26 protein-coding genes are annotated in these 24,518 nt (G+C 60.3%); 5 read left to right on the forward strand and 21 right to left on the reverse strand.

The window, feature by feature from the left end:
• Nucleotides 1–353: 353 nt before the first annotated feature.
• The 11 genes from KZH41_RS23635 to KZH41_RS23685 form a co-directional block, all read right to left on the reverse strand.
• A complete protein-coding gene (locus KZH41_RS23635) occupies nt 354–695 on the reverse strand; it encodes a ribonuclease E inhibitor RraB (RefSeq protein WP_003193463.1) in 342 nt (113 codons plus the stop codon).
• 213 nt (nt 696–908) lie between these two features.
• The gene (locus KZH41_RS23640) at nt 909–1,145 is read right to left on the reverse strand and encodes a hypothetical protein (protein WP_025854180.1); all 237 of its coding nucleotides are present in this window, start codon (nt 1,143–1,145) and stop codon (nt 909–911) included.
• Nucleotides 1,146–1,248: 103 nt separating this feature from the next.
• Complete coding sequence (locus KZH41_RS23645; RefSeq protein ID WP_094952784.1) at nt 1,249–1,854, reverse strand: START domain-containing protein; 606 nt, start codon at nt 1,852–1,854, stop codon at nt 1,249–1,251.
• A gap of 54 nt (nt 1,855–1,908) precedes the next feature.
• The gene (locus tag KZH41_RS23650) at nt 1,909–2,163 is read right to left on the reverse strand and encodes a YkgJ family cysteine cluster protein (protein ID WP_094952785.1); all 255 of its coding nucleotides are present in this window, start codon (nt 2,161–2,163) and stop codon (nt 1,909–1,911) included.
• Between the two features lie 161 nt (nt 2,164–2,324).
• Entirely contained in the window at nt 2,325–2,816 is a 492-nt protein-coding gene (locus KZH41_RS23655) for a translation initiation factor 2 (protein ID WP_242152037.1), read from the reverse strand.
• A gap of 117 nt (nt 2,817–2,933) precedes the next feature.
• Nucleotides 2,934–4,373 (reverse strand): PLP-dependent aminotransferase family protein, encoded by a 1,440-nt coding sequence (locus tag KZH41_RS23660; RefSeq protein WP_263273845.1) that lies wholly within the window; start codon nt 4,371–4,373, stop codon nt 2,934–2,936.
• Nucleotides 4,374–4,646: 273 nt separating this feature from the next.
• The gene (locus KZH41_RS23665) at nt 4,647–5,462 is read right to left on the reverse strand and encodes an OmpA family protein (RefSeq protein ID WP_094952788.1); all 816 of its coding nucleotides are present in this window, start codon (nt 5,460–5,462) and stop codon (nt 4,647–4,649) included.
• Nucleotides 5,459–5,821, reverse strand: a complete 363-nt coding sequence (locus tag KZH41_RS23670; protein ID WP_083357227.1) for a DUF4398 domain-containing protein — start codon at nt 5,819–5,821, stop codon at nt 5,459–5,461. Before KZH41_RS23670 ends, KZH41_RS23665 begins: the two co-directional genes overlap by 4 nt.
• Before the next feature lie 9 nt (nt 5,822–5,830).
• Nucleotides 5,831–6,640, reverse strand: a complete 810-nt coding sequence (locus KZH41_RS23675) for a substrate-binding periplasmic protein (RefSeq protein ID WP_094952789.1) — start codon at nt 6,638–6,640, stop codon at nt 5,831–5,833.
• A gap of 79 nt (nt 6,641–6,719) precedes the next feature.
• Nucleotides 6,720–7,649 carry an electron transfer flavoprotein subunit alpha/FixB family protein gene (locus tag KZH41_RS23680; protein WP_263273846.1) on the reverse strand — a complete coding sequence of 310 codons (930 nt, stop codon included), beginning with the start codon at nt 7,647–7,649 and terminating at the stop codon, nt 6,720–6,722.
• 16 nt (nt 7,650–7,665) lie between these two features.
• On the reverse strand, nt 7,666–8,415 hold the full coding sequence (locus KZH41_RS23685; RefSeq protein WP_094952791.1) for an electron transfer flavoprotein subunit beta/FixA family protein: 750 nt from the start codon (nt 8,413–8,415) through the stop codon (nt 7,666–7,668).
• Nucleotides 8,416–8,922: 507 nt separating this feature from the next.
• Here KZH41_RS23685 and KZH41_RS23690 point away from each other — a divergent pair.
• Nucleotides 8,923–10,587 carry an electron transfer flavoprotein-ubiquinone oxidoreductase gene (locus KZH41_RS23690; protein ID WP_094952792.1) on the forward strand — a complete coding sequence of 555 codons (1,665 nt, stop codon included), beginning with the start codon at nt 8,923–8,925 and terminating at the stop codon, nt 10,585–10,587.
• Between the two features lie 192 nt (nt 10,588–10,779).
• On the opposite strand, the gene KZH41_RS23695 is transcribed toward KZH41_RS23690, so the two are convergent.
• Nucleotides 10,780–11,670, reverse strand: a complete 891-nt coding sequence (locus tag KZH41_RS23695; RefSeq protein ID WP_094952793.1) for an AraC family transcriptional regulator — start codon at nt 11,668–11,670, stop codon at nt 10,780–10,782.
• Nucleotides 11,671–11,852: 182 nt separating this feature from the next.
• Between KZH41_RS23695 and KZH41_RS23700 the strand changes: the two genes are divergently transcribed.
• Entirely contained in the window at nt 11,853–12,905 is a 1,053-nt protein-coding gene (locus tag KZH41_RS23700) for an NAD(P)-dependent alcohol dehydrogenase (RefSeq protein WP_094952794.1), read from the forward strand.
• Here the strand turns inward: KZH41_RS23700 and KZH41_RS23705 are convergent, their stop codons facing one another.
• From KZH41_RS23705 to KZH41_RS23730, 6 genes are all read right to left on the reverse strand, one after another.
• Nucleotides 12,906–13,709 (reverse strand): IclR family transcriptional regulator, encoded by an 804-nt coding sequence (locus KZH41_RS23705; RefSeq protein WP_094952795.1) that lies wholly within the window; start codon nt 13,707–13,709, stop codon nt 12,906–12,908. It abuts the gene before it with no gap.
• Between the two features lie 186 nt (nt 13,710–13,895).
• Nucleotides 13,896–14,861, reverse strand: a complete 966-nt coding sequence (gene araH, locus KZH41_RS23710; RefSeq protein ID WP_263273847.1) for an L-arabinose ABC transporter permease AraH — start codon at nt 14,859–14,861, stop codon at nt 13,896–13,898.
• A gap of 17 nt (nt 14,862–14,878) precedes the next feature.
• Nucleotides 14,879–16,378: an L-arabinose ABC transporter ATP-binding protein AraG gene (araG, locus tag KZH41_RS23715; protein WP_094952796.1), complete on the reverse strand. Its 1,500-nt coding sequence runs from the start codon at nt 16,376–16,378 to the stop codon at nt 14,879–14,881.
• On the reverse strand, nt 16,375–17,355 hold the full coding sequence (locus KZH41_RS23720) for a substrate-binding domain-containing protein (protein WP_263273848.1): 981 nt from the start codon (nt 17,353–17,355) through the stop codon (nt 16,375–16,377). The genes araG and KZH41_RS23720 overlap by 4 nt, the downstream gene beginning before the upstream one ends.
• Nucleotides 17,356–17,387: 32 nt before the next feature.
• The gene (locus tag KZH41_RS23725; protein ID WP_094952798.1) at nt 17,388–18,209 is read right to left on the reverse strand and encodes an SDR family oxidoreductase; all 822 of its coding nucleotides are present in this window, start codon (nt 18,207–18,209) and stop codon (nt 17,388–17,390) included.
• 237 nt (nt 18,210–18,446) lie between these two features.
• Complete coding sequence (locus tag KZH41_RS23730) at nt 18,447–18,926, reverse strand: GNAT family N-acetyltransferase (protein ID WP_094952803.1); 480 nt, start codon at nt 18,924–18,926, stop codon at nt 18,447–18,449.
• A gap of 188 nt (nt 18,927–19,114) precedes the next feature.
• Here KZH41_RS23730 and KZH41_RS23735 point away from each other — a divergent pair, with 188 nt between their 5' ends.
• From KZH41_RS23735 to KZH41_RS23745, 3 genes are all read left to right on the forward strand, one after another.
• Nucleotides 19,115–20,311: an MFS transporter gene (locus KZH41_RS23735; RefSeq protein WP_263273849.1), complete on the forward strand. Its 1,197-nt coding sequence runs from the start codon at nt 19,115–19,117 to the stop codon at nt 20,309–20,311.
• 85 nt (nt 20,312–20,396) lie between these two features.
• Nucleotides 20,397–20,741: a hypothetical protein gene (locus KZH41_RS23740; protein WP_094952800.1), complete on the forward strand. Its 345-nt coding sequence runs from the start codon at nt 20,397–20,399 to the stop codon at nt 20,739–20,741.
• 51 nt (nt 20,742–20,792) lie between these two features.
• Nucleotides 20,793–21,059, forward strand: coding sequence for a hypothetical protein (locus tag KZH41_RS23745; protein WP_263273850.1), 267 nt, complete (start codon nt 20,793–20,795; stop codon nt 21,057–21,059).
• A 136-nt stretch (nt 21,060–21,195) separates the two neighbouring features.
• On the opposite strand, the gene KZH41_RS23750 is transcribed toward KZH41_RS23745, so the two are convergent.
• Genes KZH41_RS23750 through KZH41_RS23760 form a run of 3 tightly spaced genes read right to left on the reverse strand, consistent with a single transcriptional unit; the run spans nt 21,196 to nt 24,326 of the window.
• Entirely contained in the window at nt 21,196–21,924 is a 729-nt protein-coding gene (locus KZH41_RS23750; RefSeq protein ID WP_263273851.1) for a class I SAM-dependent methyltransferase, read from the reverse strand.
• A gap of 25 nt (nt 21,925–21,949) precedes the next feature.
• Nucleotides 21,950–22,867 (reverse strand): PfkB family carbohydrate kinase, encoded by a 918-nt coding sequence (locus KZH41_RS23755; RefSeq protein WP_242152050.1) that lies wholly within the window; start codon nt 22,865–22,867, stop codon nt 21,950–21,952.
• A complete protein-coding gene (locus KZH41_RS23760) occupies nt 22,860–24,326 on the reverse strand; it encodes a purine-cytosine permease family protein (protein ID WP_242152053.1) in 1,467 nt (488 codons plus the stop codon). Before KZH41_RS23760 ends, KZH41_RS23755 begins: the two co-directional genes overlap by 8 nt.
• Nucleotides 24,327–24,518: the final 192 nt, after the last annotated feature.

Consider the following 24,518-nt stretch of genomic DNA (forward strand, 5'->3'; position numbering starts at 1 on the left):
ATCAGTGAGTTGAATTGCCATCGGGATCTATACGCACCGTCCTGGTGCGCAGAATGCCCGCCGTCGTGTGCCGCGCTTCATCACAATGCGGGCTTTGACTATCAACAGCATAGTCAGAGTTGATTTCACTGCCCGCCCACGCCTGCGGATAATCATCCCCATCGGCTGAACAGGATGCGTCCTACAGCTTCAGCGAACCGATCTTCCCTTTAGGCCACCCTCTTTGGGTGGCTTTTTTTTGGTGCGAGAAAACACGCTGCAAGTTCCGAGAGTTTTCCTACAGCACAAACAAAATCGGCCGACCCAAAGGTCAGCCGATACGCTGCGTTTCTCATTCTGCTCTGTGCAGTGAATTACATCGGTAACCCACGCACCTCCTGCTTGACGCCCCATCCCTCGATGATCCCGCCCAAAGGCTCGACCACCGCCTCAAAGTCTTGCTCGAAGTCTCCTATGCCGTCGTAGGTTGCGAACATGATTTTGCTCAGTTCCAGGTACCAGGCGCCATCATCGCGCGCGCTGACCTGGGCATTCAGGGATTCCCCACGAAATCGACCCGCAGCCCTGCGCGCCCGTTCCTCATCCGGGAATATGGCGTAGAACTCGATGGGGTGAAAACGTGAGAAGTCAAAGCCGCCCTCTTTCATGCGGCGCAATACGTTGGTGCTGATGTCTTCTTGATAGGCTGTGCTCATGAAACGTCCTCCTCAAACTGATGGATAGACTTTCCGTGCTTCCCGAAGACCGCGCCCTGCTGGCGCCGGTGCTACGGCATTAACGACACCGTGGGAAAACAAGCATGTAGCTGACAAGACCAGACCTTAGCGATTCATTCGCTGATCTCACTTGCAGAGTAGCGCGAAGCTATCACCTCCACCAGAGGCGCTTTAAAGGCATACAGAGAATGTTCAGGCGGCAGGCGATATGTCGAGGATTTGAATGCTGTTCTGGTCTTTCAGAATCTTGACCGTAGGCTCGGGTTTACGGCCTTCCAGGTCATTGAGGTCAAGTTCGGCGGCCACAGGTACGAGCTTGTTGCGAATCATGTGCGCCGCATCTTCGAGGCTGGGCTTCTGGTCGCAGGTGAACTGCTCGACGGACTTTACGCCGTGATCATCAACGAAGGTAATCTGCCACTTTTGCATCGGTGCCTCCTCGATAAAACCCGTGTGTGGGCTTACAACTATCTGGACCTTGAGGGCTCGGCAAACGTTCCACTCATGTCCGGAGGCACCGGATCAACTGCGCTTATTTTTCAGCGTGTTCTTTCAAGGCTTTCAAGGTGTTGAACGGCGCGTCCACCACAAACTTGTTGGCCAGCCACGATGGCACGCTGCCGCCTGGCTCGGTGTGCACCTGGTAGGTCACTTCGGTCTGGTTGTCGCCTTTGGGCACCAGTTTCCAATAACCGTCTACCTGGGCCACTCGCACGTAACCTTTGACTTCCGGCTGGTAGGTCGGCACTTCCAGCAGTTTGCGCGTCACGGTGCCGTCGGCGGCCTTGGAGGTGGTGATTTCGAGGATCGAATCACGGTCGGTCACCGGGAAAGGTGCCTTGAACTGGGTGTAGGTCCAGCTCTTGTCGCCTTCGGTCTTGAGCAGTTTTTGCGATTTGCATTCGTGGATCCAGGAGCAGGCACCGGCCACGTCTTCCTGCAGGGCCTGGATCTTGGCCACTGGCGCCTTGATCAAGGTGACACCGCGATACGCCTTGTATTTGGAACCGGCAATTTCGCTCAGGGACACCTTGATACCGTCTTCGTCCTTGGCGACTTGCCAATCCTCAGCCTGGGCAGTGGCAGCAAACAACACCGTAAAACCGCACAGCACAGCCATTCGTTTCAGCGAACCCATTGTTGTATTCCTTATTGTCGACGTTCTGAAAGTAAGTTCCGAAAGTAAAGCCCATCAAGCCGCCGTCATCTGCTCCCACCAGCCGATCAACCGGATCGCATCGGCTTGGTCGGTGCCACAGACATCCAGATCCGCCTTGAAATCACTGCACACCGCTGGGCGTTCCGGTTGGCCAAACAGCTGGCATAGCTGTTCGACCGACAGGTGCAAGCAGCGTTCGCCCGCCGGTTTGCCATGGGGCATGCCCGGCAATGGCGAACTGATGGAGGGGGCGATGCAGCATGCGCCACAGCCTTCACGGCATTTCATGACCAGCAGGTCCTCGACGACTCAATGTGGATGGCCGGGCTAGAGTACGCCCTTAAACAGCCGTTTTAAAATGGTCTAACAGGGGTTTTTCGCACAAAACAAAAGTGACCGACCAGTCTGCGACAGATGGTCGGTGGGCGACGTCACCTTTGCGGGAAAAATTATTGCTTGAATTCGAAATCCAGCGCGGCGCCTTCGATATCGCGCCGCTCTTCGTTACGCAGTTGCAGCTTCATCTCGTTGCTGAGCAGGCGCCCGTTGATCTGGAACGCGCTGTTGTCGGTAGGCTTTTCGCCAAACATGGGCGGCAACAACGGCACGCTCTTGGGTTTGGGCATGGTGCCGATGGGCTGCAAGTGCCTGACCATCTCAGAGGGCAAAGACAGGTCCAACTGTGCCGATGGCAGTTTAGTCTGGGCCACTTCACGGGCCGACTTGGATTTGCTCGCAATCGGTGCGCGCTTTTTGACCTTCGCGGCTTTCTTCTTGGCGACCGGGGCTTTTTTAGCCGGGACCGGTTTCTTCGCTGGGGTCTTTTGCTCGGTACTGGCCGCGGGCGTGCTTTTGGTCACGGGAGCCGCCGCCAGCACGGTGCCAACGTTACACAGGCTTAACAGGCCAATCACCACAGCAGCGCGAAAAATAGAGGTCATATCGCCTACAGCATTAACGGCAGAGGGCCATATGCTCGCTTGTTGTGCGCGGCCTGACAAGCCTGGAGATCAGCCAGCGATCGATACTGTCCCCTTTCCACGCCTCAGCCAGCCGTTTTAAACCCCGGCAGCTGTCTCTTGGCACAGTTGGCTGGCGAGCATCCCCAACGTCATCAGGGCCCGTTCTGCCTCGCGGTTCCACGGCGTGCCGCAGTTGAGGCGAATACAGTGGTTGAACTGTTCTGTGTTACTAAAAATTACCCCCGGTGCAATGCTGATGCCCTGCTGCAATGCGCGCACGTGCAGTTCCTGGGTATTGACGCGCCCGGGCAAACTGACCCACAAGATAAAGCCGCCGTTCGGGCGGGTCATCTGCGTGCCTTCGGGGAAGTACTGCTGCACCGCCAGCTGGAAAGCGCTGAGGTTCTTGCGGTATTCCTGGCGGATGTAGCGCAGGTGGCGATCATAACCACCGTTTTCCAGATAGGCCGCGACGCCCATCTGGGTGACGCTGCACGCCGAGTGGGTGCTGAACATCTGCAATCGCTGGATTTCCTGCTGGTACTTGCCGGCGATCATCCAGCCGATGCGCACGCCGGGTGACAACGTCTTGGAGAAACTCGAACAGTAGATCACCCGGTCCAGGCGGTCATAGGCTTTCAGGGCCTTGGTGCGGCCCAACTCGAACATTAGCTCACCGTAGATATCGTCCTCGACGATCTGGATATCGAAATCCGAGGCCAGGCGCAGCAACTGTTTCTGCCGATCCTCAGGCATGGTCGCGCCCAGGGGATTGCTCAGGCGCGTGGTCAACACCAGCGCTTTGATCGACCACTGGTTGGCCGCCAGTTGCAGGGCCTCAAGGCTCATGCCGGTGGACGGGTCGCTGGGGATCTCGATGACTTTGAGGCCCAGCAAGTCGGCCAGTTGCAGCAAGCCGTAATAGGTGGGTGATTCTGCGGCGATCAAATCACCCGGACGCGTCAGCACGCGCAACGACATCTGCAACGCATCGACACAGCCGTGGGTGATCACCACTTCGGAGGGGTCGACCACCACGCCGGCGTCGCGCATGCGAATCGCCACTTGGCGGCGCAGCGGCTCAAAACCGGGGCTGAACATGTAACTGAATGCCCGCGGGCTTTGGAAGCGCGTGACCTTGGCCAGTTGCTGGTGCAGCGCGCGTACCGGCAGGTAATCCACACTCGGCACGGCGGCGCCCAACGGGAAGACGCCTTCGCGGCGCGACTCGACCAAAACTTGCTGGATGATGCTGCTGCGGGTGACCAAGCCCGGGCGCTCGACCCGTGCGATGTCCGGCGTCGGCGCCGTGAGCGCAGGCGTCTGGTGCACGTAGTAGCCCGATTGCGGCCGCGCCCGGATCAGCCCCTGGTCTTCCAGGTTGGCGTAAGCCTGCAACACCGTGGCGTGGCTGACGTTGAGCTGGGAGCTCATTTTGCGCACCGAGGGCACACGCTCACCGGGCTGATAGACACCACGCCGGATGTCCTCAGCCAGTTGCTGGGCGATACGTTGGTAGAGCAACAGATTGGTCATGACGCAGCACTCGATTTCACGGGTATTTTATTTTTGTGTGAAACATACCGGCACAGTTTAGAAGTGTACGGGGACAGTTGCGAGAATAGTCGAGCACGAGCGGCAGTGATAGAAAAAACTGTAGGGGTGTTGAACATGAAAAACCCGATCAGCGATCGGGTTTGCTTTGGGTGGGAGCTGGCTTGCCTGGGATGCAGGCACCTCGGTGTATCTGGCTCAGCGAGGTGATGCTATCGCAGGCAAGCCAGCTCCCACACAAGACCGTGCCGGGCCTTAGCGCGCGGCGCCCAGCTGGCCCTTCTCATCGGAGAACACAATTTCCACCCGACGGTTCTGCGCACGGCCACGTTCGGAAGCGTTGGCTTCGACCGGGTACTGGTCGCCATAGCCTTCGACCTGGATGCGTTTTTCGTCGATCCCCAGGTCCATCAGCACATCGGCCACCGATTGCGCGCGGTCGCGGGACAGTTTGAGGTTTTCCTGCTCGCCACCGGTGTTATCGGTGTAACCCTCAATGCGCACTACGCGCTTGGGGTTCAGTTGCAAAAACTGCACGATCTTCAGCACAGTGCGGTTGGCCGAGTTTTCCAGTTCCGCCTCACCGGTGTCGAACAGCACATCGCCCAAGGTCATCACCAGGCCGCGATTGGTCTGGGTGGTGGTCAGGCTAGCGATTTGCTCTTCGAGCCACTTGCCCTGCTGCTGCACACTGGCCAGCTTGTTTTCACGCAGGGCCAGTTGCAGGCGTTGGCGTTCCAGTTCGAGCTTGGTGCCGCGCTCGGCATTAAGCCCCTGTTCGGTGTGTTCGCGGGCGATCGCGCTGTAGCGCTGGCTCAGGTAAGCGTAATGCACCACGTCGGCGCCGCTGCCCCAATAGCTGGACAAGCGATCGGCGCGGGCCAGGGATTCACCGGCGCGAATCACATCCTTGGGCGCAAAGCGCAACACGTTGGCGTCTTCCTTGACCGCCTGGAAGTCATTGCCGGCCTGCTCCAACGCTTGCTCGCTATTGGCCTGGCTGGCGCAACCGCCCAAGGCGGCGCTGCTCAGTAGCAACACACAGCTCAAACCACGGATCATCGGGCTCATTGGGCTTCTCCCAACTGCAATTGCTTGCGCAGGCGGGTGATGCGGGTGTTGAGCACGTTCAGTTGCTCCTGGCTTTTCTGGGTCAGAATCTTGGCTTCGGCGAGGCGCGCATCCAGCTCAGCTTGTTCGGCCCGCATGCGCGCACGTTTATAGGATTCGTCGGCCATGTTGGCCTTGGCCCTGGCGAACTTGTCTTCGGCCAGTTTCAGCTCTGGCGAATCATCGGTGCTGGCACCCACGGCGCTGGCTTGCTCCAAGGCTTGCTGGGTGAGGCGTATTTGTTCATTCGGCGCAGGATCGGCTGCACATCCCGCCAAAGCGACAACGGCGAGGGCCGCGAAAAGAGGTCGAATAGTCACTGTAGATCCTTACTTTGCTGGGGTGCCGACGGGTTGCTGCAATTGCGCCTTCCAGCGCTCGAGGTTGCGCTGCGTTGCCGCTTGCACCACACCGGACGCGGCCAATTCTGTCATCTTTTTAGCCAGCTGTCCGCGCAGCCATGGGTCATTGCAGGCGGAGTTGTGGGAAATCGCCAGGTACAGGCCGGGCTGATCAATGGGTACTTCGCGCGCGATCAGGTCATTGCTCATGCCCAAGGTCTGGGCCATGGCCATGCCGGAATAACGCCCGGCGAGGACGTAGTCCACTTCGCCGAGCAACAGTTTTTGGAAGGCTGGCGTGAGGCTGGGCAGGCGTTGCAGGCTCAGTTGCAGGCCGGCGAACGCTTCGAAGTCGGCACTCAAACGTGCACGTTCCGAGACCGCGCCCTTGTGGCCGTGCAGGTCGGCGGCCGAGGTGTAGACCAGCGCCGAATCCTTGCGCGTCCAGACCAGATAGTCGATCTGCATCAACGCCGGGTGGATATAGTCGAGGGTTTCCAACTCGCCCAGGTTCAGCGGCGCATCGGCGAGGATGTCCATGCGCCCGCTGCGCACTTCATCCAGGGCCAGGGAGCGTTTGCCGCCGTAGAGCAGGTCAAGTTTAAGCCCGAGGTCCTTGGCCACTTGCTGCAATACATCAGCGGTGGCGCCGATCAGGTGGGTCGGGTCTTGCGGGTCGCGCCATAGCAAGGGCGGTGCGTCCGGGCTGCCGGTGATCACCAGGCGCTCACATTTGCCGGCGGCCAGCGTCAGGCTCGGCAGTAGCGACAGGGCTAGCAATACGGGACGCAGGTCCATGGCGGTTTCTCCAGGTTAAAAAAGGCGCAAAAAAAAGCCCGGTCCAAAGACCGGGCTCTTTATAAGTGAAGCCGCTGGATTAGACCAGCTTCTCCAACTCAGGTACGGCTTCGAACAAGTCCGCAACCAGGCCGTAATCAGCCACCTGGAAGATCGGTGCTTCTTCGTCCTTGTTGATCGCTACGATCACTTTGGAGTCTTTCATACCGGCCAAATGCTGGATCGCGCCGGAGATACCGACGGCGATGTACAGCTGTGGCGCAACGATTTTGCCGGTCTGGCCGACCTGCATGTCGTTGGGTACGAAACCTGCGTCGACGGCCGCGCGGGAAGCGCCGACCGCAGCGCCCAGCTTGTCGGCCAGGGCGTACAGGTGCTTGAAGTTGTCACCGTTCTGCATGCCGCGACCGCCGGAAACGACGATCTTGGCAGCGGTCAGCTCTGGGCGATCCGACTTGGCCAGCTCTTCGCCAACAAAGCTGGAAGTGCCAGCGTCGTGGGCAGCGGAGACGGCTTCAACGGCAGCCGAACCACCTTCAGCAGCAACCGGGTCGAAACCGGTGGCACGCACGGTGATGACTTTGATCGCAGCAGTCGATTGCACGGTGGCAATGGCGTTACCGGCGTAGATCGGGCGCTTGAAGGTGTCAGCGCTTTCAACCGAGATGATCTCGGAGATCTGGTCAACGTCCAGGTGCGCGGCAACGCGTGGCAGGATGTTTTTGCCGTTGGACGTGGCAGCTGCCAGGATGTGGCTGTAGCCAGCGCCCAGCTCTGCAACCAGCGGAGCAACGTTTTCCGGCAGTTGATGAGCGTAAGCGGCGTTGTCGGCCAGCAGTACTTTGCTCACGCCAGCGACTTTCGCAGCGGCTTCAGCCACGGCGCCAGCGCCTTGACCGGCTACCAGCACGTGAATGTCGCCACCGATTTTAGCGGCAGCGGCTACGGTGTTGAGTGTGGCCGGGGCCAACACTTTGTTGTCGTGTTCTGCGATTACCAAGATAGTCATGGTTAGGCTCCCCAATTCAAAGCACCTTCGCTTCGTTTTTCAGTTTCTCGACCAGCTCAGCAACAGACTTGACCTTGATGCCCGCGCTGCGTGCAGCCGGTGCTTCAACTTTCACAGTCTTGTTGGTAGAGGCGGTAGAAACGCCCAAAGCTTCTGGAGTAACCGACTCAAGCGGCTTCTTTTTGGCTTTCATGATGTTTGGCAGGGACGCGTAGCGCGGCTCGTTCAAACGCAGGTCGGTGGTCACGATGGCCGGCAGTTTCAGCGAAACTGTTTGTGCGCCGCCGTCGATTTCACGGGTAACAGCTACGCTGTCGCCGCTCACTTCGACTTTGGAGGCAAAGGTGCCCTGGCCGTAACCGGTCAGCGCAGCCAGCATCTGGCCAGTCTGGTTGTTGTCGCTGTCGATCGCCTGTTTGCCGAGGATCACCAGTTGAGGCTGTTCCTTGTCGACAACGGCTTTGAGCAGCTTGGCAACGGCCAGGGAGGTCAGCTCTTCAGCCGACTCAACCAGGATAGCGCGGTCGGCGCCCAGTGCCAGGGCAGTACGCAACTGCTCTTGAGCAGTGGTAGGGCCGATGGAAACCACGACGATTTCAGTCGCCACGCCTTTCTCTTTCAGGCGTACGGCTTCTTCCACAGCGATTTCGCAGAACGGGTTCATCGACATCTTGACGTTAGCGAGGTCGACGCCGGAATTGTCCGCCTTGACGCGAACTTTCACGTTGTAATCGACAACGCGTTTGACAGCTACAAGAACCTTCATGGATTCCTCGTTACTCTCCGGTGAAAAGAAAGTCGCCTAGGCGAACCTGGCGGTTGATGCTCATCGGCACACAAGGGCACCTCCAAAAACCTCGGCAAGTGACTCAGCGATGGGGAAATGATGACCGTTCGTCAGGGGTGACTGAGGGGTCATTCTTTATCGCAGCGTGTAAACTGCGCGCCATCGTTTAGGCGCGCGTCACCTGTCTTGCTTTTGGACGTGCTCTTGAAACCTGCTGTCTGCCTACGGTAAGCGCAAAACCGACCGTATATTGACCGGAACACCTATTCTGGTCAATACGCCAAAATAGCCAGTCATAAGCCGCGTTGCTTTGATTTACCTAGCTTCCAAGCAATTCAAACAAACGTTTGTATTGGACGCTGCCAGTGGTGTAGATATAATGCGCCACCTAGAGAGAAAGGTGGGTCTTGCCGTTGCTGCGAGGCGACACCGAACCTCCACCCATTAGAAAAAAAAGCCTGTTGAGCCTTGAGTAGGAGATAGCCTGTGGAACGCGAATACATGGAATTCGACGTGGTCATCGTCGGCGCTGGCCCGGCAGGCCTGTCTGCCGCCTGCCGATTGAAGCAGAAGGCCGCCGAAGCCGGTAAAGAAATCAGCGTCTGCGTGGTCGAGAAAGGCTCCGAAGTCGGCGCGCATATCCTCTCCGGTGCGGTGTTCGAACCCCGCGCCCTGAACGAACTGTTCCCGGACTGGAAAGCACTCGGCGCCCCGCTCAACACCCCTGTAGTGCGTGATGACATCTATGTACTGCGCAGCGCCGACACCTCCACCAAGGTGCCTGACTTCTTTGTGCCCAAGACCATGCACAACGAAGGCAACTACATCATCTCCCTGGGCAACCTGTGCCGCTGGCTGGCCCAACAGGCTGAGAACCTGGGTGTGGAAGTCTACCCAGGCTTCGCCGCTCAAGAAGCACTGTTCGACGAAAACGGCGTGGTGCGCGGGATCATCACCGGCGACCTCGGCGTCGACCGTGAAGGCCATCCAAAAGAAGGCGTGTACACGCCGGGCATGGAACTGCGTGGCAAGTACACGCTGTTCGCCGAAGGCTGCCGTGGCCACATCGGCAAGCAACTGATCCAGCGCTTCAACCTGGACAGCGACGCCGATGCCCAGCACTACGGCATCGGCCTGAAGGAAATCTGGGAAATCGACCCCGCCAAGCACCAACCTGGCCTGGTGGTGCACACCGCCGGTTGGCCGCTGGACATCATGAGCAACGAGAACACCGGCGGCTCTTTCCTTTATCACTTGGAAAACAACCAAGTGGTCGTGGGCTTGATCGTCGACCTGTCCTACAGCAACACCTTCCTGTCGCCGTTCGATGAGTTCCAGCGCCTCAAGCATCACCCCGTACTGGCCCAGTACCTGGAAGGCGGCAAGCGTATCAGCTATGGCGCGCGGGCCCTGGCCAAAGGCGGCATCAACTCGTTGCCGAAAATGGTCTTCAAAGGCGGCGCCCTGATCGGCTGCGACCTGGGCACCATGAACGTGGCCAAGATCAAAGGCAGCCACACCGCGATGAAGTCCGGCATGCTCGCTGCCGACGCCGTGGCCGAGCGCCTGTTCGCCGAGTCTGAAGGCGGCGACGAACTGACCAACTACGTCGAGAGTTTCAAAGCCAGCTGGCTCTACGAAGAGCTGTTCGCCAGCCGCAACTTCGGCCCGGCGATGCACAAATTCGGCCCGATCATCGGCGCCGGCTTCAACTGGTTCGACCAGAACATCCTCGGCGGCAAAATGCCGTTCACCTTGCACGACACCAAGCCGGACTACGCCTGCCTGAAGCTCGCCAAGGACAGCACCAAGATCGACTACCCCAAACCCGACGGCAAGTTGAGCTTCGACAAGCTCAGCTCGGTGTTCATCTCCGGTACCAACCACGAAGAAGAACAGCCGTGCCACTTGAAGTTGAAAGACCCGAGCATCCCGATCGGCACCAACCTGCCGCTCTACGATGAACCGGCGCAGCGCTACTGCCCGGCCGGCGTGTATGAAGTGATCACAAAGGAAGACGGCGAGAAGCGCTTCCAGATCAACGCCCAGAACTGCGTGCACTGCAAGACCTGTGACATCAAGGACCCTTCGCAGAACATCACCTGGGTGACGCCGGAAGGCGCGGGTGGGCCGACTTACCCGAATATGTAAGTCGATTGCTTGACCTGAAAGGCTCCCAGACCGGGAGCCTTTTTTATGGCCGGCATAAATCGAATGTGGGACCCGCTTTCTGTGTGGGCCGGGCTTGCCCGCGATGCAGGCGACTCGGTCTGTCAGTAAAACTCAGCTGATGCCATCGCAGGCAAGCCAGCTCCCACATTGACCGAGTTGTATCAACAGAACCTAGGCCGCGCGCTCTTCACCCGGATTACGCAGGAAATAGCGCTTATATTCGCGACTGAACTGCGACGTACTCTGATACCCCACGCTGTGCGCCGCCTGCGCCACGCTCTGGCCGTCCACCAGCAGCAACTGCTGCGCCTTGAGCAAACGCAAACGCTTGAGGTACTGCACCGGCGACAACAACGTGCAGCGTTTGAAGTGCTCATGAAACGTCGACGCGCTCATGTGCGCATAACCCGCCAAGGTCTCGATATTCAGCGGCTCGGCGTAATGGGCATGCAGGTGATTCAATGACGTGGCAATCCGCGAAAACTGCCCCTGCTGTTCCACCAACGCCCGCAGCACATCGGCCTGCGGCCCGCGCAACGCGGTGAACAACAATTCGCGTACCCGCGCCGGGCCCATGATCCGGCTTTCCAGCGGATCGTGCAGGCACTGCAACAGCCGCTCGACGCAACCGCGCATCGCCTCATCCAACACCACCGAACTCATCGACTCCAGGGTCTGCGCGGTCGGCGGCGGCCCGGCCTGGATGCCCATGGCCATGACCAACTCGCCCAGCACCACACGGTCGATGCCCACCGTCACGCCATACAGCGGCGCATTCGGCAGGGCAAACGTCTCGCATTCAAACGGCACCGGCATCGCCTGGATCAGGTAATGCCCAGCGCCATACTCCAGCGTACGCGGGCCCAGGTAGGCGACTTTGCTGCCCTGGGCGACGATCATCAGGCTTGGTTCATAGATCTGCGGCCCACGCGCCACGTCGCAACTGGCGCGCAAGACCTTCACACCCGGCAGGTGGGTCGGGGAAAAACCGTCGCGGGGCGTAAGCCCTTTTATCAAGGCCACCAGCGTGGCGTTGGCGTCGAGATGGCGGGTCAACAACATGGCAAAAAACTTCGCGAAAAAGGGATGAGAGCATCATCGCAGGTCTTGGGGCGGATGAATCCAATCCAGGGGCACTGCCGGACGAATAGGCATGAGGTTCGGAGCAATCGCCATGGCCGCGTCAGGGGGTGGCGCGGAGAATGGCCCGCCTTACCTGTCACTGCTTTTGCGAGGTTTTCACCATGTACACCGCCATCGGTTATGCCGCCCAGTCGGCGACCACTCCCCTCGCCCCCATGTCCTTCGAACGCCGCAGCCCGCGCGCCGATGACGTGGCCATCGAGATCCTTTACTGCGGCGTGTGCCATTCCGACATCCACCAGGCACGCAACGAGTGGGGCATTGCCGTGTACCCGCTGATGCCGGGCCACGAGATTGTCGGCAAAGTCACCGCCGTCGGCGCCAGCGTCACCGCGCACAAAGTCGGCGACCTGGTCGGCGTAGGCTGCATGGTTGACTCGTGCCGCCACTGCGACGCCTGCCATGCAGACCTGGAGCAATACTGCCTCGAAGGCCCGACCATGACCTACGCCACCCCGGACCGGGTTGATGGCAGCAACACCATGGGCGGCTACTCCGACAGCATCGTGGTCAGCGAGCACTTCGTGGTGAAGATCCCGGCCAAGCTCGACCTGGCCAGCGCCGCACCGATCCTGTGTGCAGGCATCACCACCTACTCGCCACTCAAGCACTACGGCGTGAAAGCGGGCGACAAAGTCGGCGTGCTGGGCATGGGCGGCCTGGGCCACATGGGCATCAAGTTCGCCAAGGCGATGGGCGCGGAAGTCACGCTGTTCACCCGCTCCGCGAGCAAGGCTGAGGAAGGCCGTCGCCAGGGCGCCGACCACGTGATCGTGTCCACCGACGCCGACCAGATGAAAGCCGCCGCCGGCAGCTTTGACTTCCTGCTCGACACCATTCCGGTGCAGCACGATCTGAACCCCTACCTCGATGTGCTGCGCTTTGACGGCGTGCACATCCTGGTCGGCCTGATCGAGCCGGTCGATCCACCGGTCAACGCGGCCAAGCTGGTGTTGGGGCGTAAAATGCTGGCCGGTTCGTTGATCGGCGGCATTGCCGAAACCCAGGAAGTCCTGGACTTCTGCGCCGAGCACAACATCACCTGCGACATCGAAATGCTCGATATTCGCCAGATCAACGAGGCTTACACCCGCATGATCGCTGGTGATGTGAAGTACCGCTTTGTCATCGACATGGCGACCTTGAAGGCCTGATCAGGCCTTCGCGCCCAACTCCGCTGACAGCCGCGCTGCGACCTGTTTGATCACAGGGATCAGCTCGGCCATTTTCTCCAGCGGCATGTAGGGCACGGTACTGGCGATGCTGATGCCGGCGACGATTCGCCGGCTGGCATCGCGCACCGGTGCCGCCACACAACGGATCGACGGTTCGTTGTCCTCCAGATCGAACGCATAACCGCCCACCACGTATTCGCGCATGCGCTGCTCGAACTGCGCCCAGGATTGCTCCGGGTGCTGAGGCCATTGCTGGCTCTTGCCTGCGGCCGGCAGGCTGGCTTCATACAGGCGCTGCCACTCCTGCACCGAGTCATCCAGCAACATTGCCTTGCCCACACCCGTGCGCGCCAGCGGCATGCGATGACCGACCCGCGAGCGCATTTCCGGGCCGTTGCGGCCGGGGTTCTTGTGCAGGTAAAGCACGTCGTCGTATTCGCGAATCGCCAAGTGGATGGTGTCGCCGGTCAGCGCCGACAGCTCATCCAGGTAAGGCACGGCTAGGCTGACCAGCGGCAGTTCTTCACGGGCCTGGAAGCCCAGCTCAATCAGCTTGGGCCCCAGCAGGTAACCGACTTGCGGCACCACGCGCAGGTAACGCTCCTCCACCAGGCAACTGGCCAGGCGGTGTGTGGTGCTGCGGGTAGTGCCGATGCGCCGGGCGATCTCTTTCAGATCCCGCGCACCGGCCGCCACCGCTTGCACCACGCCCAGGCCACGCAGCAGGGTCTGGGTGCCGGTGGGCGCGGCGTCTTTGACGGGAGTGTGGGCGTTTTCCTGCATATCGGGCCTATTGGGAAGTACGAAAACGGCGCCATTATGGCAAATGCAGCCTTCCTGAACAGAGGTGATCCATTGTGGGAGCTGGCTTGCCTGCGATAGCGGTGTGTCAGCCAACCCATATACCGGCTGATACGCCCTCATCGCAGGCAAGCCAGCTCCCACATTTTGATCTCCACAGGGCAGACTTTAACGTTGCTTCATACGGTCGATAATCACCGCCAGCAACAGGATCGAACCGCGGATCACGTACTGGTAAAAGGTGTCGATGTTCTTCAGGTTCATCGCGTTCTCGATGATCGCCAGAATCAACACCCCGGCAATCACATGGCGGATCATGCCGATGCCGCCGCTCAGCGAGACACCGCCCAGCACACAGGCGGAAATCACCGTGAGCTCAAAGCCCTGCCCGATCATCGGCTGGCCCGAGGTCATGCGCGAGGCGAGGATCACCCCAGCCAAAGCACCGATCAAACCGTGCACGGCAAAGATGATGATCTTGGTGCGATCAACGTTCACCCCAGCCAGCAACGCGGCTTCCTGGTTACCACCGATGGCCATGGTATTGCGCCCGTAGGTGGTGTAGTTGAGCAACCAGCCGAAGAACACAAAGCACAGCACGGTGATGATGATCGGCACCGGTACGCCCAACAGTTGGCCGTTACCGAACACGAAGAAGCGTTCGTCCATCACACCGACGGCCTTGCCGTTGGAGAAGATGTAGGCCAGGCCCCGCACGATCTGCATGGTCGCCAAGGTGGCGATCAACGCATTGATGCGCAGCTTGGCGATCACAATGCCGTTGATCAGCCCCACCACCAGGCCCATGGCCAACGCCGCCGACACGCCGAGCACCATGCTGTTGGTGTCACGAATCACAATCCCCGCCACCACGCCGGCACAGGCGATCACCGAGCCCACCGACAAGTCGAAGTGCCCCGACGCCAGGCAGAACAACATGGTGCACGCGGCAATCCCGACCGTGGAAATCGCCAGGCCCAGCCCGCGCATGTTCAGCGGCGAGAGGAAGTTATCGATAAACAACGCGCTGAGCACAAAGATGCTCAACGCAGCGAGTAGCATCACCCATTCATCCAAAAACTTGCGCTGGTTGAAACCTGGCCAGAAGCCTTTTGCTGTTTTTACCTGGGACATCATTCACCTCGAATTCTTCAAGCCCGCGTACGCGGAAGGGCCAGTTGCAATAACCGTGCTTCATCCGCCTGGTCGCGGTTCAACTCGCCCGTCAGCGCGCCTTCGCTCATCACCACGATACGGTCGGAAATGCCCATCACTTCCATCAGGTCGCTGGACACCACAATCACCGCAATGCCACTGGCCGCTAGGTTGTGGATGATCTGGTAGATCTCCGACTTGGCGCCGATATCGATGCCACGGGTCGGCTCATCGAGCAGCAGCACCTTCATTGGCATCGACAGCCAGCGGCCGAGAATGGCTTTCTGTTGGTTGCCGCCGGACAGGTACATGATTTTCTGTTCGGCGTTCGGCGTTTTGACTTTCATGGCCTTGATTTGCTGGTCGGCGTTGCCCTTTTCCCACCCCTCACGCAATAACCAACCGAATGTGGAATGGGCACCGCGCGCACTGATGTTGATGTTCTCAGCCACGCTGGACAGCGGGATGATGCCTTCCTTTTTGCGGTCCTCCGGGCAGAGCAGCACGCCGGCGGCGATGGCATCGCGGGGCGAATGCAGTTGCAGGGTTTGCCCAAACAATTCCAACTGCCCGGCGGTGGCGCGTTGCAGCCCGCTGAGCAAGCGAAACAGCTCAGTGCGCCCGGCACCCACCAAACCAAACAGGCCGAGAATCTCGCCTTTGTGCACTTGCAAGCTGACCGCTTCACGCAAGCCCGGGCCGAGCAAACCCTCGACCTTGAGCGCCACCTCGCCGCGCTCACGTGGGCGGTAATCGTAGATGTCCTGAATATCGCGACCGACCATGCAGGTCACCAACTGGTCATGGGTCAGCGCGGCCATGTCGTCAAAGGTGCGCACGAAGCGGCCGTCCTTGAACACGGTGACGGCGTCGCAGATGCGGAACACTTCTTCCATACGGTGCGACACGTACAGCACCACTTTGCCCTCGTCACGCAGGCGCGTGATGATCGCCATCAAGCGGTCGATTTCGCGTGCCGACAGGCTGCTGGTGGGTTCATCGAACGCAATCACATGGGCGCCACGGGACAATGCCTTGGCGATTTCCACCAGTTGGCGCTGGCCCAGGGACAGGCGCCCGAGCTTCTCCTGCGGGTCGATTTCATCGGCCAGGCCTTTGAGGCAGGCCAGCGCCTGCTTGCGCAGCTGGCCGCCATTGACCACGCCGAAACGCGATGGCAAATGCCCGAGGAACAGGTTCTCGGCCACGGTCATTTCCGGCACCAAGTGCAGCTCTTGGTGGATCACCGCGACACCGTTGGCGATGCTGTCGGCGGCATTTTTGAAGGCCATGGTCTGCTCGCCGATCTGCACCGTGCCACTGCTCGGAATGTAGGCGCCGCCGAGGATTTTCAGCAGCGTCGACTTGCCCGCGCCGTTCTCACCCATCAGCGCGTGTACCGAGTGCGGCCGCGCTTCAAAGCTGATCTGCGCCAAGGCTTTGACCCCGGGAAAATCCTTGCCGATGCCGTTGAAACGCAGGGCTGCGCCGCTCATTTCCACAGACCGATTTTGCTCAACTCTTCCTTGAAGTTGGCGCGGGTGATCAGGGTCACGTTGTCCAAGGCGGTGAACTTGGCCGGCTCAGTGCCTTTGGTCACCCACTCGAACATCGCGCTGGCGGTTTTATAGCCCGAAGCGTCCGGGCTCAGCAGCATCGAGCCGTAGAAGCCAGTGTCGGATTTCTTCAGCTCTTCGATGGCGTCGGTGCCGTTGATGCCGACGCCGATCACGTTGGCCGCCTTGAAACCGGCGCTCTCGGTGGCGCGCACGCCGCCCAATACGGTGCTGTCGTTCATGCCGCCGATGATCAGGTTTTTCGCGGTGCCCGGCAGTTTCACCAGCGCCGAGTTGGTGGAATCCATGCTGCCCGGCACATCGAGGGTTTTCTGTGCGCTGAACAGGATGTGGTCGGCGGGCAGGCCGGCGGCCTTCAGGCCTTCTACCGAACCGTCGGTGCGCTTCTTGCCGGTTTCCAGCTCGTCAAAGGTGTTGATGACGGCATAGGTGTCTTTCCAGTCCCAGTTGCGACGCTTGGCTTCGGTGGCCATGGCTTCGCCTTGTTTCTGGCCGATCTTGTAGGCGTCCAGGCCGACGTAAGGCACGTCTTCCATGGGCTTGCCTTTGGCGTCGACGAAACGGTCGTCCACCGCCAGCACTTTCAAACCGTTGAGCTTGGCCTTGGCCATGATCGCCGGGCCCAGGGACACATCCGGTGGGCAGATGACGAAGCCCTTGGCGCCGTTGGCCGCGAGGGTGTCGATAGCGGAAAGGGTTTTCTCGCCATCCGGCACGGCGATCTTGATCACGGTGAAGCCCTGGTCCTTGCCGGCTTTTTCGGCGAAAGCCCATTCGGTCTGGAACCAAGGTTCTTCGGCTTGCTTGACCAGGAAGCCGATCTTCACTTCTTCGGCAGATGCAAAGCCGCTAAAGGCAACAGCGAGCGCCAAGGCGCCGAGTGTTTTCTTGAACATGAACCACCTCCTTCTTGTTATTGGAAACGTTTTTAGTCGTGGTACATCACAGAACGCCCGCCATCGATCATCAGGCAGGTTGCATTGATAAAGGGCGCCTCGTCGGTCGCCAGGAACAGCGCCGACATCGCCACCTCAACCGGCTGGCCGATGCGCTTGGGCGGGTGCAGGTCGAAGGCGCGTTGCCGTTCGGCGTGGGGGTCGGGGAAACCGTTCCAGTAATCGACGTTGAGCTGGGTTTCGATATAGCCCGGGGCGATGGCATTCACGCGGATGCCCTTGGGCGCGTATTCGATGCCGAGGGCGCGGGTCAGCCCGAGCAGGCCATGCTTGGCGACCGGATAGGGAAAGCAGCCGGGGATGATGTGGCTGGAATGGGTGGAGGCGATGTTGATGATGTTGCCGATGCCCTGCTCGATCATGTGCGGCAGCACTGTGCGGCAACCGAACCAGGCGCCGTCGAGATCGATGGCGAAGCAACGGCGCCAATCTTCGTCGGTCATTTCCAACGGGTCGCGGAACACATTGACCCCGGCGCAGTTGACCAGCACATCCACACGGCCAAAACGCTCGATGGCCAGGTTGACCAGCGACTGCCATTGCTCTTTAGAGGTGATATCGACGGCCTGCGCGACGATCTCGGCGCCGCGTTCGCGCCAGTGTGCAGCGACTTTTTCGACTTTTTCAGCCTGAATATCTGCGATGACCAAGCGCGCCTGCTGGGCCTGGAAGCAGGCGACGATCGCCTCGCCAATGCCTTGGGCAGCACCGGTGATGATCACCACTTTGTTCTTCAGCCGCTCGCCGTAGGTAGGTTCGGGCACGGCGGGTAATGACAACGGTTGGGGCTGCATCGCTTCACCTGTTTTATTTTTGGTAGTGAGTGCTGATGCTGCCGACTATAAACCCATCATTTGAAATATCTCAATATATAAATTTGCATCCCATATAGTGAAACAAAGCCAAAAAAATGTGGAAACGGGCTTGCTCGCGAATACGGCGGGTCAGGCAATAAATCATTGGCTGAACCACCGCTATCGCGGGCAAGCCAGCGCCCACATTTGATCTTCGGTGTGCGTGGAAGGGTGAATTCAGCCCTGGGCGAAATCGCGCAGTGCATCCCCTTCCATGCGGTAACGCACCCACTCTTCCTGCGGCTGCGCGCCGATGGATTTGTAGAACGCAATCGCCGGTTCGTTCCAGTCCAGCACGCTCCACTCAAAACGCCCGCAACCGTTGTCGCAGGCGATCTTCGCCAGGTGGCGCAGCAACTTTTTGCCCGCCCCGCCGCCGCGTTGCTCGGGGTTGATGTACAGGTCTTCGAGGTACAGGGAGTTGCTGCCCAGCCACGTGGAGTAACTGAAAAAGAACACCGCAAAACCAATCGGCAAACCGTCTCGCGAGCAGATCAGGCCATGGGCAGTGGCGCCCTCGCTGAACAGGCTGCGCTCGATGTCCACGACACTGGCGATCACTTCATGCCGGGCTTTTTCGTATTCGGCAAGCTCAGTGATGAACGTCAGGATCTGCGCAGCATCGCTGGGCACGGCAGGGCGAATCTCGATGGTCATGGGCGGGCCTTGGGCAATTTCAAAGGCCACATACTAAGGCGCTTTGATGACTGATTGCAGTGCATTTTCGCGGGGCCCGCGCGCTTTACTCCGTCGAACAGTAATCCGAGCACCACCAACCACAGAACAATCCGCTTGGCCACGCGTGGTAAACAGAGGGCATAAATCCAACAATTCGAGACTCGCTCATGCACACCCCGTCTACGGTGGGCGCGAAGACCTTCGCCCTGTTCTGCCTCGCCAGCTTCCTGCTGTCACTGTCCTACGGCTCGACGTTTCTGCTGTCGCTGCTGATTCATTCGCGCGGCGGTAATGAGCACGACGCCGGCAGTGTGATTTCCATGGCGATGCTCAGCACCTTCGTGGCGGTGGTGTTCTCCGGGCATTTGGCCGATGCATTGGGCGCGGCGCGAGCCATTGCGGGGATGGGTGTATTGCTGGTGGTGGCCTGCCTGGGTTTTGCCCTGATGCCGGGTTTTGGCCAAGGCTTAATGGTGTTCGGGCTGGCCCTGGGGTTGGGCTGGGGCGTGTTCTACACCTTGGGCCCGATCATCGTGAGCCTGTTGGTGGAGCCCCAGCAGCGAGCCAAGTACTTTGCCCTGCTGTCGGGCAGCATGTTGAGCGGGATCGGCTCCGGCCCGCTGCTCGGGCGCGCTGCCAGTGCGCTGGACCTGCCCCTGACCACGGCGTTCTACATCGCCGGGGTGGCCAGCCTTGCCGGGGTGGTGATGTTCTGGCGCATGGGCGCTCAACTCAAGCAGCACGCGAATGTGCCGGCGTCGAGGATTTCCTGGGCCGCCAGCCGTCGCGTGCTGTCCTCCAAGGCGGGGTTCGCGATCTTGATGGTCGGCCTGGGAGGTTGCGTGTTTGGTGGGCTTTCGTCGTTCCAGACCAGTTACGCGGCCGCGCACGGGTTGGACTATTCGCTGTTCTTCGCGGGGTTCCTGAGTGCTGCGATCACCAGCCGCCTGTTAATCGCGGGGTTCGTGGTCAAGCGTGATGCCTACCGGGCCGCCTGTGTGTTGTCCGGGATCATGCTCGGGGCCATCGCACTGTTTGCGTTTGGCGTGAGCGGTAATCTCAGCTACTTGCTGGCCGCTGCCACGCTGGGGGTTGGATACGGCCTGACGTATTCGGTGATCAATGGGTTGGTAGCCAACGAAGCGCCAGCCGGAACCACGTCACAAGCGCTGCTGCTGTTCAGCCTGGCGTACTTTGTCGGCGTGTTCGGGTTTCCCTGGCTGGCGGGCAAGATCATCGTCGACTACGGCATGCCCGTGCTGATGCTCAGCCTATTGGTCATCGCCGCGTTGAACTGGCTAATCACCGTGGCCCGCCTGATCAGGCGCCATCTTTCAGCACATAAAATCTTACAGGTGAGCTAATACCGTTCGTCGCCATCAAGGCACGAACGCGAAGGCCGGGCGGACCAATAAAGGGTAAGGACATTAATCATATGGAGACACCCTCATGAAGAATTCCAAGTTTGCCGCCCTCGCCCTCACGGGCCTGTTGTCTGCCGCCTCGCTGAACGCGTTTGCGGCCACTTCCTCGACCGGCAAGACTGACCCGGTCGGCAGCCCACCGAACCCTGCCACCCAGGAATCTCAGGATTCGATGGGCACCGGCATGGATACCAATGGTGGCGCGATCATCCAACCCGGCGCTGACCCTCGCACCCAGGGCAATGACACCCAACGCCAGGCGCCCGCTGCGGTCGGCAACGGCAAAATGGGGCCGAGTGTTAACCAGCCAAAAATCAACACCGGTGACGACTCCAATGTCCCTGGCTCGCCAAAACAACCTGCGCCTTGATACATCGAACGCAAGACGAACACCCGATCATTTCCCAGTGAAGAGGTACGCATGAACGTCGATAGAAACCTTGAGAAAGAAGTCCTCACCCGCCTGCTGCACGCCCACCCTAACGGCCTGGGCAAGGAGGTGCTGGATAACTACCGCGGCGAGAAGGAGGTTGCCAGTGTCTTGGCGTTCCTGCAGGACCGTGGGTTTATCAAGGATGGGCATGTGACCACCGACGACGCCGGTGAATATTCGTTAAACCTGCCGATCAAGCTGACCGCCTCGGGCGTTGACGAGGCGCGCAAGCTGGACGGTGAACGCTCTCAATGATCCATTTTGTCTGGCCTGGCCCGTTGATTGAAGCGCTGCGCAAAGCTGGCTAACGCCGGTTTTCCAGCCACTACAAAACTCATGTGGGAGCGGGCTTGCTCGCTCCCACAGTTTGATTTGTGCTGCACACCCGAAATCAGCGTTGAGCCGACACCAGCAGCATCATTGGGCGCTCTTGCTCTTCCGCCAGTTCGGGCCGAGCAATCAGGTCCACTTCGCTTGGCCCCCACTCCTGCACATGACTCAGCGTAAACCCCGCCTGAATCAACAAATTCAGCAACGTGCCCAAGGTACGATGCTGCTTGATCACGCCATCGGCCAGCCAGTTGGTCACCCGCGGCCCTTCCAACTGGTAACCATCCACCGGCCAACTCTTACGGCCCTGATCATCCACCAGCCACCCAGGATTGCGCGGCGCCATGAAGATCGGGTGTTCGATGGAAAACACCAGCCGCCCACCGGGCACCAGCGCCTGGTGTATGCGCGCAAACAGCCCTTTGAGGTCGACGATGTAATGGAAGGCCAGGGCGCTGTAGGCCAGATCGAATGCGCCGGCAGGTAGGTCGAGCTGTTCCAGGTCGGCGATTGCATAAGTGATGGTCGGCGCAGAGGTCATCTCTTTGGCCCGCGCCAGCATCTTGTGCGACACGTCCAACCCGAGCACCTGCGCGGCGCCCTGCTCCTCGGCCCAGCGGCTGAACCAGCCGTAGCCACAGCCAAGGTCCACCACTTTCAAGCCACGCATCGGCGGCAGCAGTGCCTGCAAGGCAGGCCACTCCGGCGCACCGGCCAGGCCTTCGACCGAGCGGCCCATCTTGCTGTAGCCCTCGAAGAAGGCCGGGGTGTCGTAGATATTCTGGGTCATGGGCTCATTCCCTGCTAAGAAGGCCCTATTCTGCCAACAACGCATCCACTTCGTCAGTACCCGGTGATGTCGCCGGCCCCCAGCGTGTCACCGCCAAGGCCGCGGCAGCATTCGCGCGACGCGCTGCTTGTGAAGGTTGCAACCCCTTGGCCAACCCCGCAAGAAACACACCGGCATGGGCATCCCCCGCGCCGTTGCTGTCCACCGCTGTCACCTTGAAACCCGGCACATGCTCGGCCTGGCCTTGGTGACTCACCCAGCACCCATTCGGCCCATCGCGCACCACCAGCAGTGCCTCAGCCGGCAGGTGGCGATTAAGTTCAAGCAGCGCCTCGGCCAACGTCCTCGCACCAGTAAACGCCAGGGCTTCGGGGCCATTGCTGGTCCAGATGTCGATACGCGGCAGCAAGGCAACCATCAACGCCGAATCCGGCGCTTTGACCAGCGGCCCCGGGTCGAACACCACCGTGATCTCACGCGGCAGCGCCAGCAGCCAATCGAGCAACGCCTGCGCCTTGCCTTCAAGCAACAGGCTGTAGCCGCTGACGTACACATAGTCGTCCGCGCGCGGCACCACACCGGCCAAATCCTCGGCGCTCAACTCCCCTTCAGCGCCGATATGCGAAATGAACGTGCGTTCGGTGGTGGCCTCGGTCAGCGACACACACAAACCGGTGTCCTTGCCATCGCTGGCCGCCTGCGCGATTTCCACGCCTTCAGCCTGCATCGCTGCGCGCGCCAGGTCGCCGAAACGGCCGTTGCCATGCCGGCCGAGGTAAATCACCGGCAAACCATTGCGCCGGGCAGCAGCCATTACGTTGAAGCCGCCGCCGGCTTCGAAGCTGGCGGATTGCGCCAGCACGTCGCCGCCGGTCGCAGGCAGTGTGTCGAGGGCCATCACCAGGTCGACGATGACCTGGCCGGTGTGCAGCAATCTAGACATTAGGGCTCTCGACTAAAGCCGGACGACGGTCAGCCGCGCCGCCCAGTAGCTCATAAATCCCGCCGGCCACCAGGAAGGTGACGATCCAGCCCAGGCCGTTATGGCCCAGCCACGAGTCGGACAACGGCCCGGCGAACCAAATATTTTCGGCGGTGGTGCCGATGGTGGTGAAGCAAAAACCCAGCACAATCGCTATCGCCCAGGCGCCGAATGCACGCCATTCCACACCGCCGCGATACCAGTAGGCGCTGCTGGGGCTCACGTCCAGCAGGTCTTGGGGGCTGTAGTAGTGACGGTGGATGAGGTCGACCACGAAGATGCCGACCCACGCGGTGATCGGCACGGCCAGCAGCGAGATGAAGGTGATGAAGGGGCCGTAGAAACTGTCGGCGATCAGCATGAAGTAAATCGAGCCGGCGAAGATCGCCACGATGTCGACGATCACCGCGTGCACGCGCTTGACCTTCAAGCCGAGGGTCAAGGTGGTAAGGCCCGCCGAGTACACCGAGAGGTTATTCGACAGCAACAGCCCGCCAAACGCGGTGATCAGGTACGGCACGGCCATCCAGGTGGGCAGCATGTCGCGGATCGCGATGATCGGGTCAGTGGCCGAGGCCAGGTCGTTGTTGCCCACCGACAGCAGGCCGCCGAGGGTGATCAGCAGCACCAGCGGAATGCCCGCGCCAAACGCGGCAGATGCCACCAGGCGTGCGGCTTTGACGCTGCGGTGCTGGTAGCGCGACATGTCGGCACCGGCGTTGGCCCAGCCGATGCCGGTGCCGGCAGCCATGGTGCCGACGCCGATGATCATTGCGCTCAACGGCGCCGGGGTGGCATTGAACACCGCGCTCCAGTCGATGGTGGCGCAGAGGAAGCCGCCCACCAGAATGTTCAGCGCGCCGAACACGTAGGTGGCCCACTTCTGGATGACCAACAAGGTGGCGTGGCCGAGGCCGGAGACGGACAGGGTCAGCAGCACGAAAATGGCAATGAAGATCAGCGTCAGCACCGGTGCGCTTTTTGCCTCGACCGGCGAACCGAACAGGATCGAGCACAACGACAGCAACACAAACGCGGCGGTGGTGGTGTTGACGGTTTCCCAGCCCAGGCGCGACATCAGCGAGACCAAGGTGGGGCCGATATTGCCGCGCACGCCGAAGATGGCGCGCGACAGCGTCAGGCTTGGTGCACGCCCGCGACGACCGGCAATCGAGATGATACCCACCACGGCGAAAGAGCCGGCGGCGCCGAGGATCGCGACGATGATCGCCTGCCAGATCGCCAGGCCACGAAAGGCCACGAGGGTCGCGCCGAGCGGCAAGCCGAGGATGCTGATGTTGGCCGCGAACCACACCCAGAACAGCTGCAGCGGATGGCCGTTACACTCGCCTTCAGGGACCGGTTCGATACCGCGTGTTTCCAATTGCCCGGCGCTTTGGCCGCTAGACGGGGTGCTCATGAGGGAGATGCTCCTGGTGCCTGTACTGTTGTGGTTGTGGCAGATAGTCAAAGCTTCAATCGGTCGTCCTGACTCAAACTGGGCTCAATGTGGGCGCTGGCTTGCCTGCGATAGCGGTGGTTCAGCCAACTGATAGGCCACCTGATACACCGATTTCGCGAGCAAGCCCGCTCCCACCTGTTTGCCTGCGGC

Origin of the sequence: Pseudomonas sp. YeP6b, from assembly GCF_025642995.1 — a bacterium.
Classification (GTDB): domain Bacteria; phylum Pseudomonadota; class Gammaproteobacteria; order Pseudomonadales; family Pseudomonadaceae; genus Aquipseudomonas.

Coding starts and splice junctions, on each gene's coding strand:
- KZH41_RS23700 (WP_094952794.1), top strand. CDS start 11,853: ATGTACACCGCCATCGGTTATGCCGCCCAGTCGGCGACCACTCCCCTC.
- KZH41_RS23720 (WP_263273848.1), bottom strand. CDS start 17,355: ATGTTCAAGAAAACACTCGGCGCCTTGGCGCTCGCTGTTGCCTTTAGC.
- KZH41_RS23645 (WP_094952784.1), bottom strand. CDS start 1,854: ATGGGTTCGCTGAAACGAATGGCTGTGCTGTGCGGTTTTACGGTGTTG.
- KZH41_RS23725 (WP_094952798.1), bottom strand. CDS start 18,209: ATGCAGCCCCAACCGTTGTCATTACCCGCCGTGCCCGAACCTACCTAC.
- KZH41_RS23640 (WP_025854180.1), bottom strand. CDS start 1,145: ATGCAAAAGTGGCAGATTACCTTCGTTGATGATCACGGCGTAAAGTCC.
- KZH41_RS23650 (WP_094952785.1), bottom strand. CDS start 2,163: ATGAAATGCCGTGAAGGCTGTGGCGCATGCTGCATCGCCCCCTCCATC.
- KZH41_RS23695 (WP_094952793.1), bottom strand. CDS start 11,670: ATGTTGTTGACCCGCCATCTCGACGCCAACGCCACGCTGGTGGCCTTG.
- KZH41_RS23635 (WP_003193463.1), bottom strand. CDS start 695: ATGAGCACAGCCTATCAAGAAGACATCAGCACCAACGTATTGCGCCGC.
- KZH41_RS23750 (WP_263273851.1), bottom strand. CDS start 21,924: ATGACCCAGAATATCTACGACACCCCGGCCTTCTTCGAGGGCTACAGC.
- KZH41_RS23705 (WP_094952795.1), bottom strand. CDS start 13,709: ATGCAGGAAAACGCCCACACTCCCGTCAAAGACGCCGCGCCCACCGGC.
- KZH41_RS23680 (WP_263273846.1), bottom strand. CDS start 7,649: ATGACTATCTTGGTAATCGCAGAACACGACAACAAAGTGTTGGCCCCG.
- KZH41_RS23675 (WP_094952789.1), bottom strand. CDS start 6,640: ATGGACCTGCGTCCCGTATTGCTAGCCCTGTCGCTACTGCCGAGCCTG.
- araH (WP_263273847.1), bottom strand. CDS start 14,861: ATGTCCCAGGTAAAAACAGCAAAAGGCTTCTGGCCAGGTTTCAACCAG.
- KZH41_RS23660 (WP_263273845.1), bottom strand. CDS start 4,373: ATGACCAATCTGTTGCTCTACCAACGTATCGCCCAGCAACTGGCTGAG.
- KZH41_RS23685 (WP_094952791.1), bottom strand. CDS start 8,415: ATGAAGGTTCTTGTAGCTGTCAAACGCGTTGTCGATTACAACGTGAAA.
- KZH41_RS23665 (WP_094952788.1), bottom strand. CDS start 5,462: ATGAGCCCGATGATCCGTGGTTTGAGCTGTGTGTTGCTACTGAGCAGC.
- KZH41_RS23755 (WP_242152050.1), bottom strand. CDS start 22,867: ATGTCTAGATTGCTGCACACCGGCCAGGTCATCGTCGACCTGGTGATG.
- KZH41_RS23740 (WP_094952800.1), top strand. CDS start 20,397: ATGAAGAATTCCAAGTTTGCCGCCCTCGCCCTCACGGGCCTGTTGTCT.
- KZH41_RS23745 (WP_263273850.1), top strand. CDS start 20,793: ATGAACGTCGATAGAAACCTTGAGAAAGAAGTCCTCACCCGCCTGCTG.
- KZH41_RS23760 (WP_242152053.1), bottom strand. CDS start 24,326: ATGAGCACCCCGTCTAGCGGCCAAAGCGCCGGGCAATTGGAAACACGC.
- KZH41_RS23655 (WP_242152037.1), bottom strand. CDS start 2,816: ATGACCTCTATTTTTCGCGCTGCTGTGGTGATTGGCCTGTTAAGCCTG.
- KZH41_RS23730 (WP_094952803.1), bottom strand. CDS start 18,926: ATGACCATCGAGATTCGCCCTGCCGTGCCCAGCGATGCTGCGCAGATC.
- KZH41_RS23735 (WP_263273849.1), top strand. CDS start 19,115: ATGCACACCCCGTCTACGGTGGGCGCGAAGACCTTCGCCCTGTTCTGC.
- araG (WP_094952796.1), bottom strand. CDS start 16,378: ATGAGCGGCGCAGCCCTGCGTTTCAACGGCATCGGCAAGGATTTTCCC.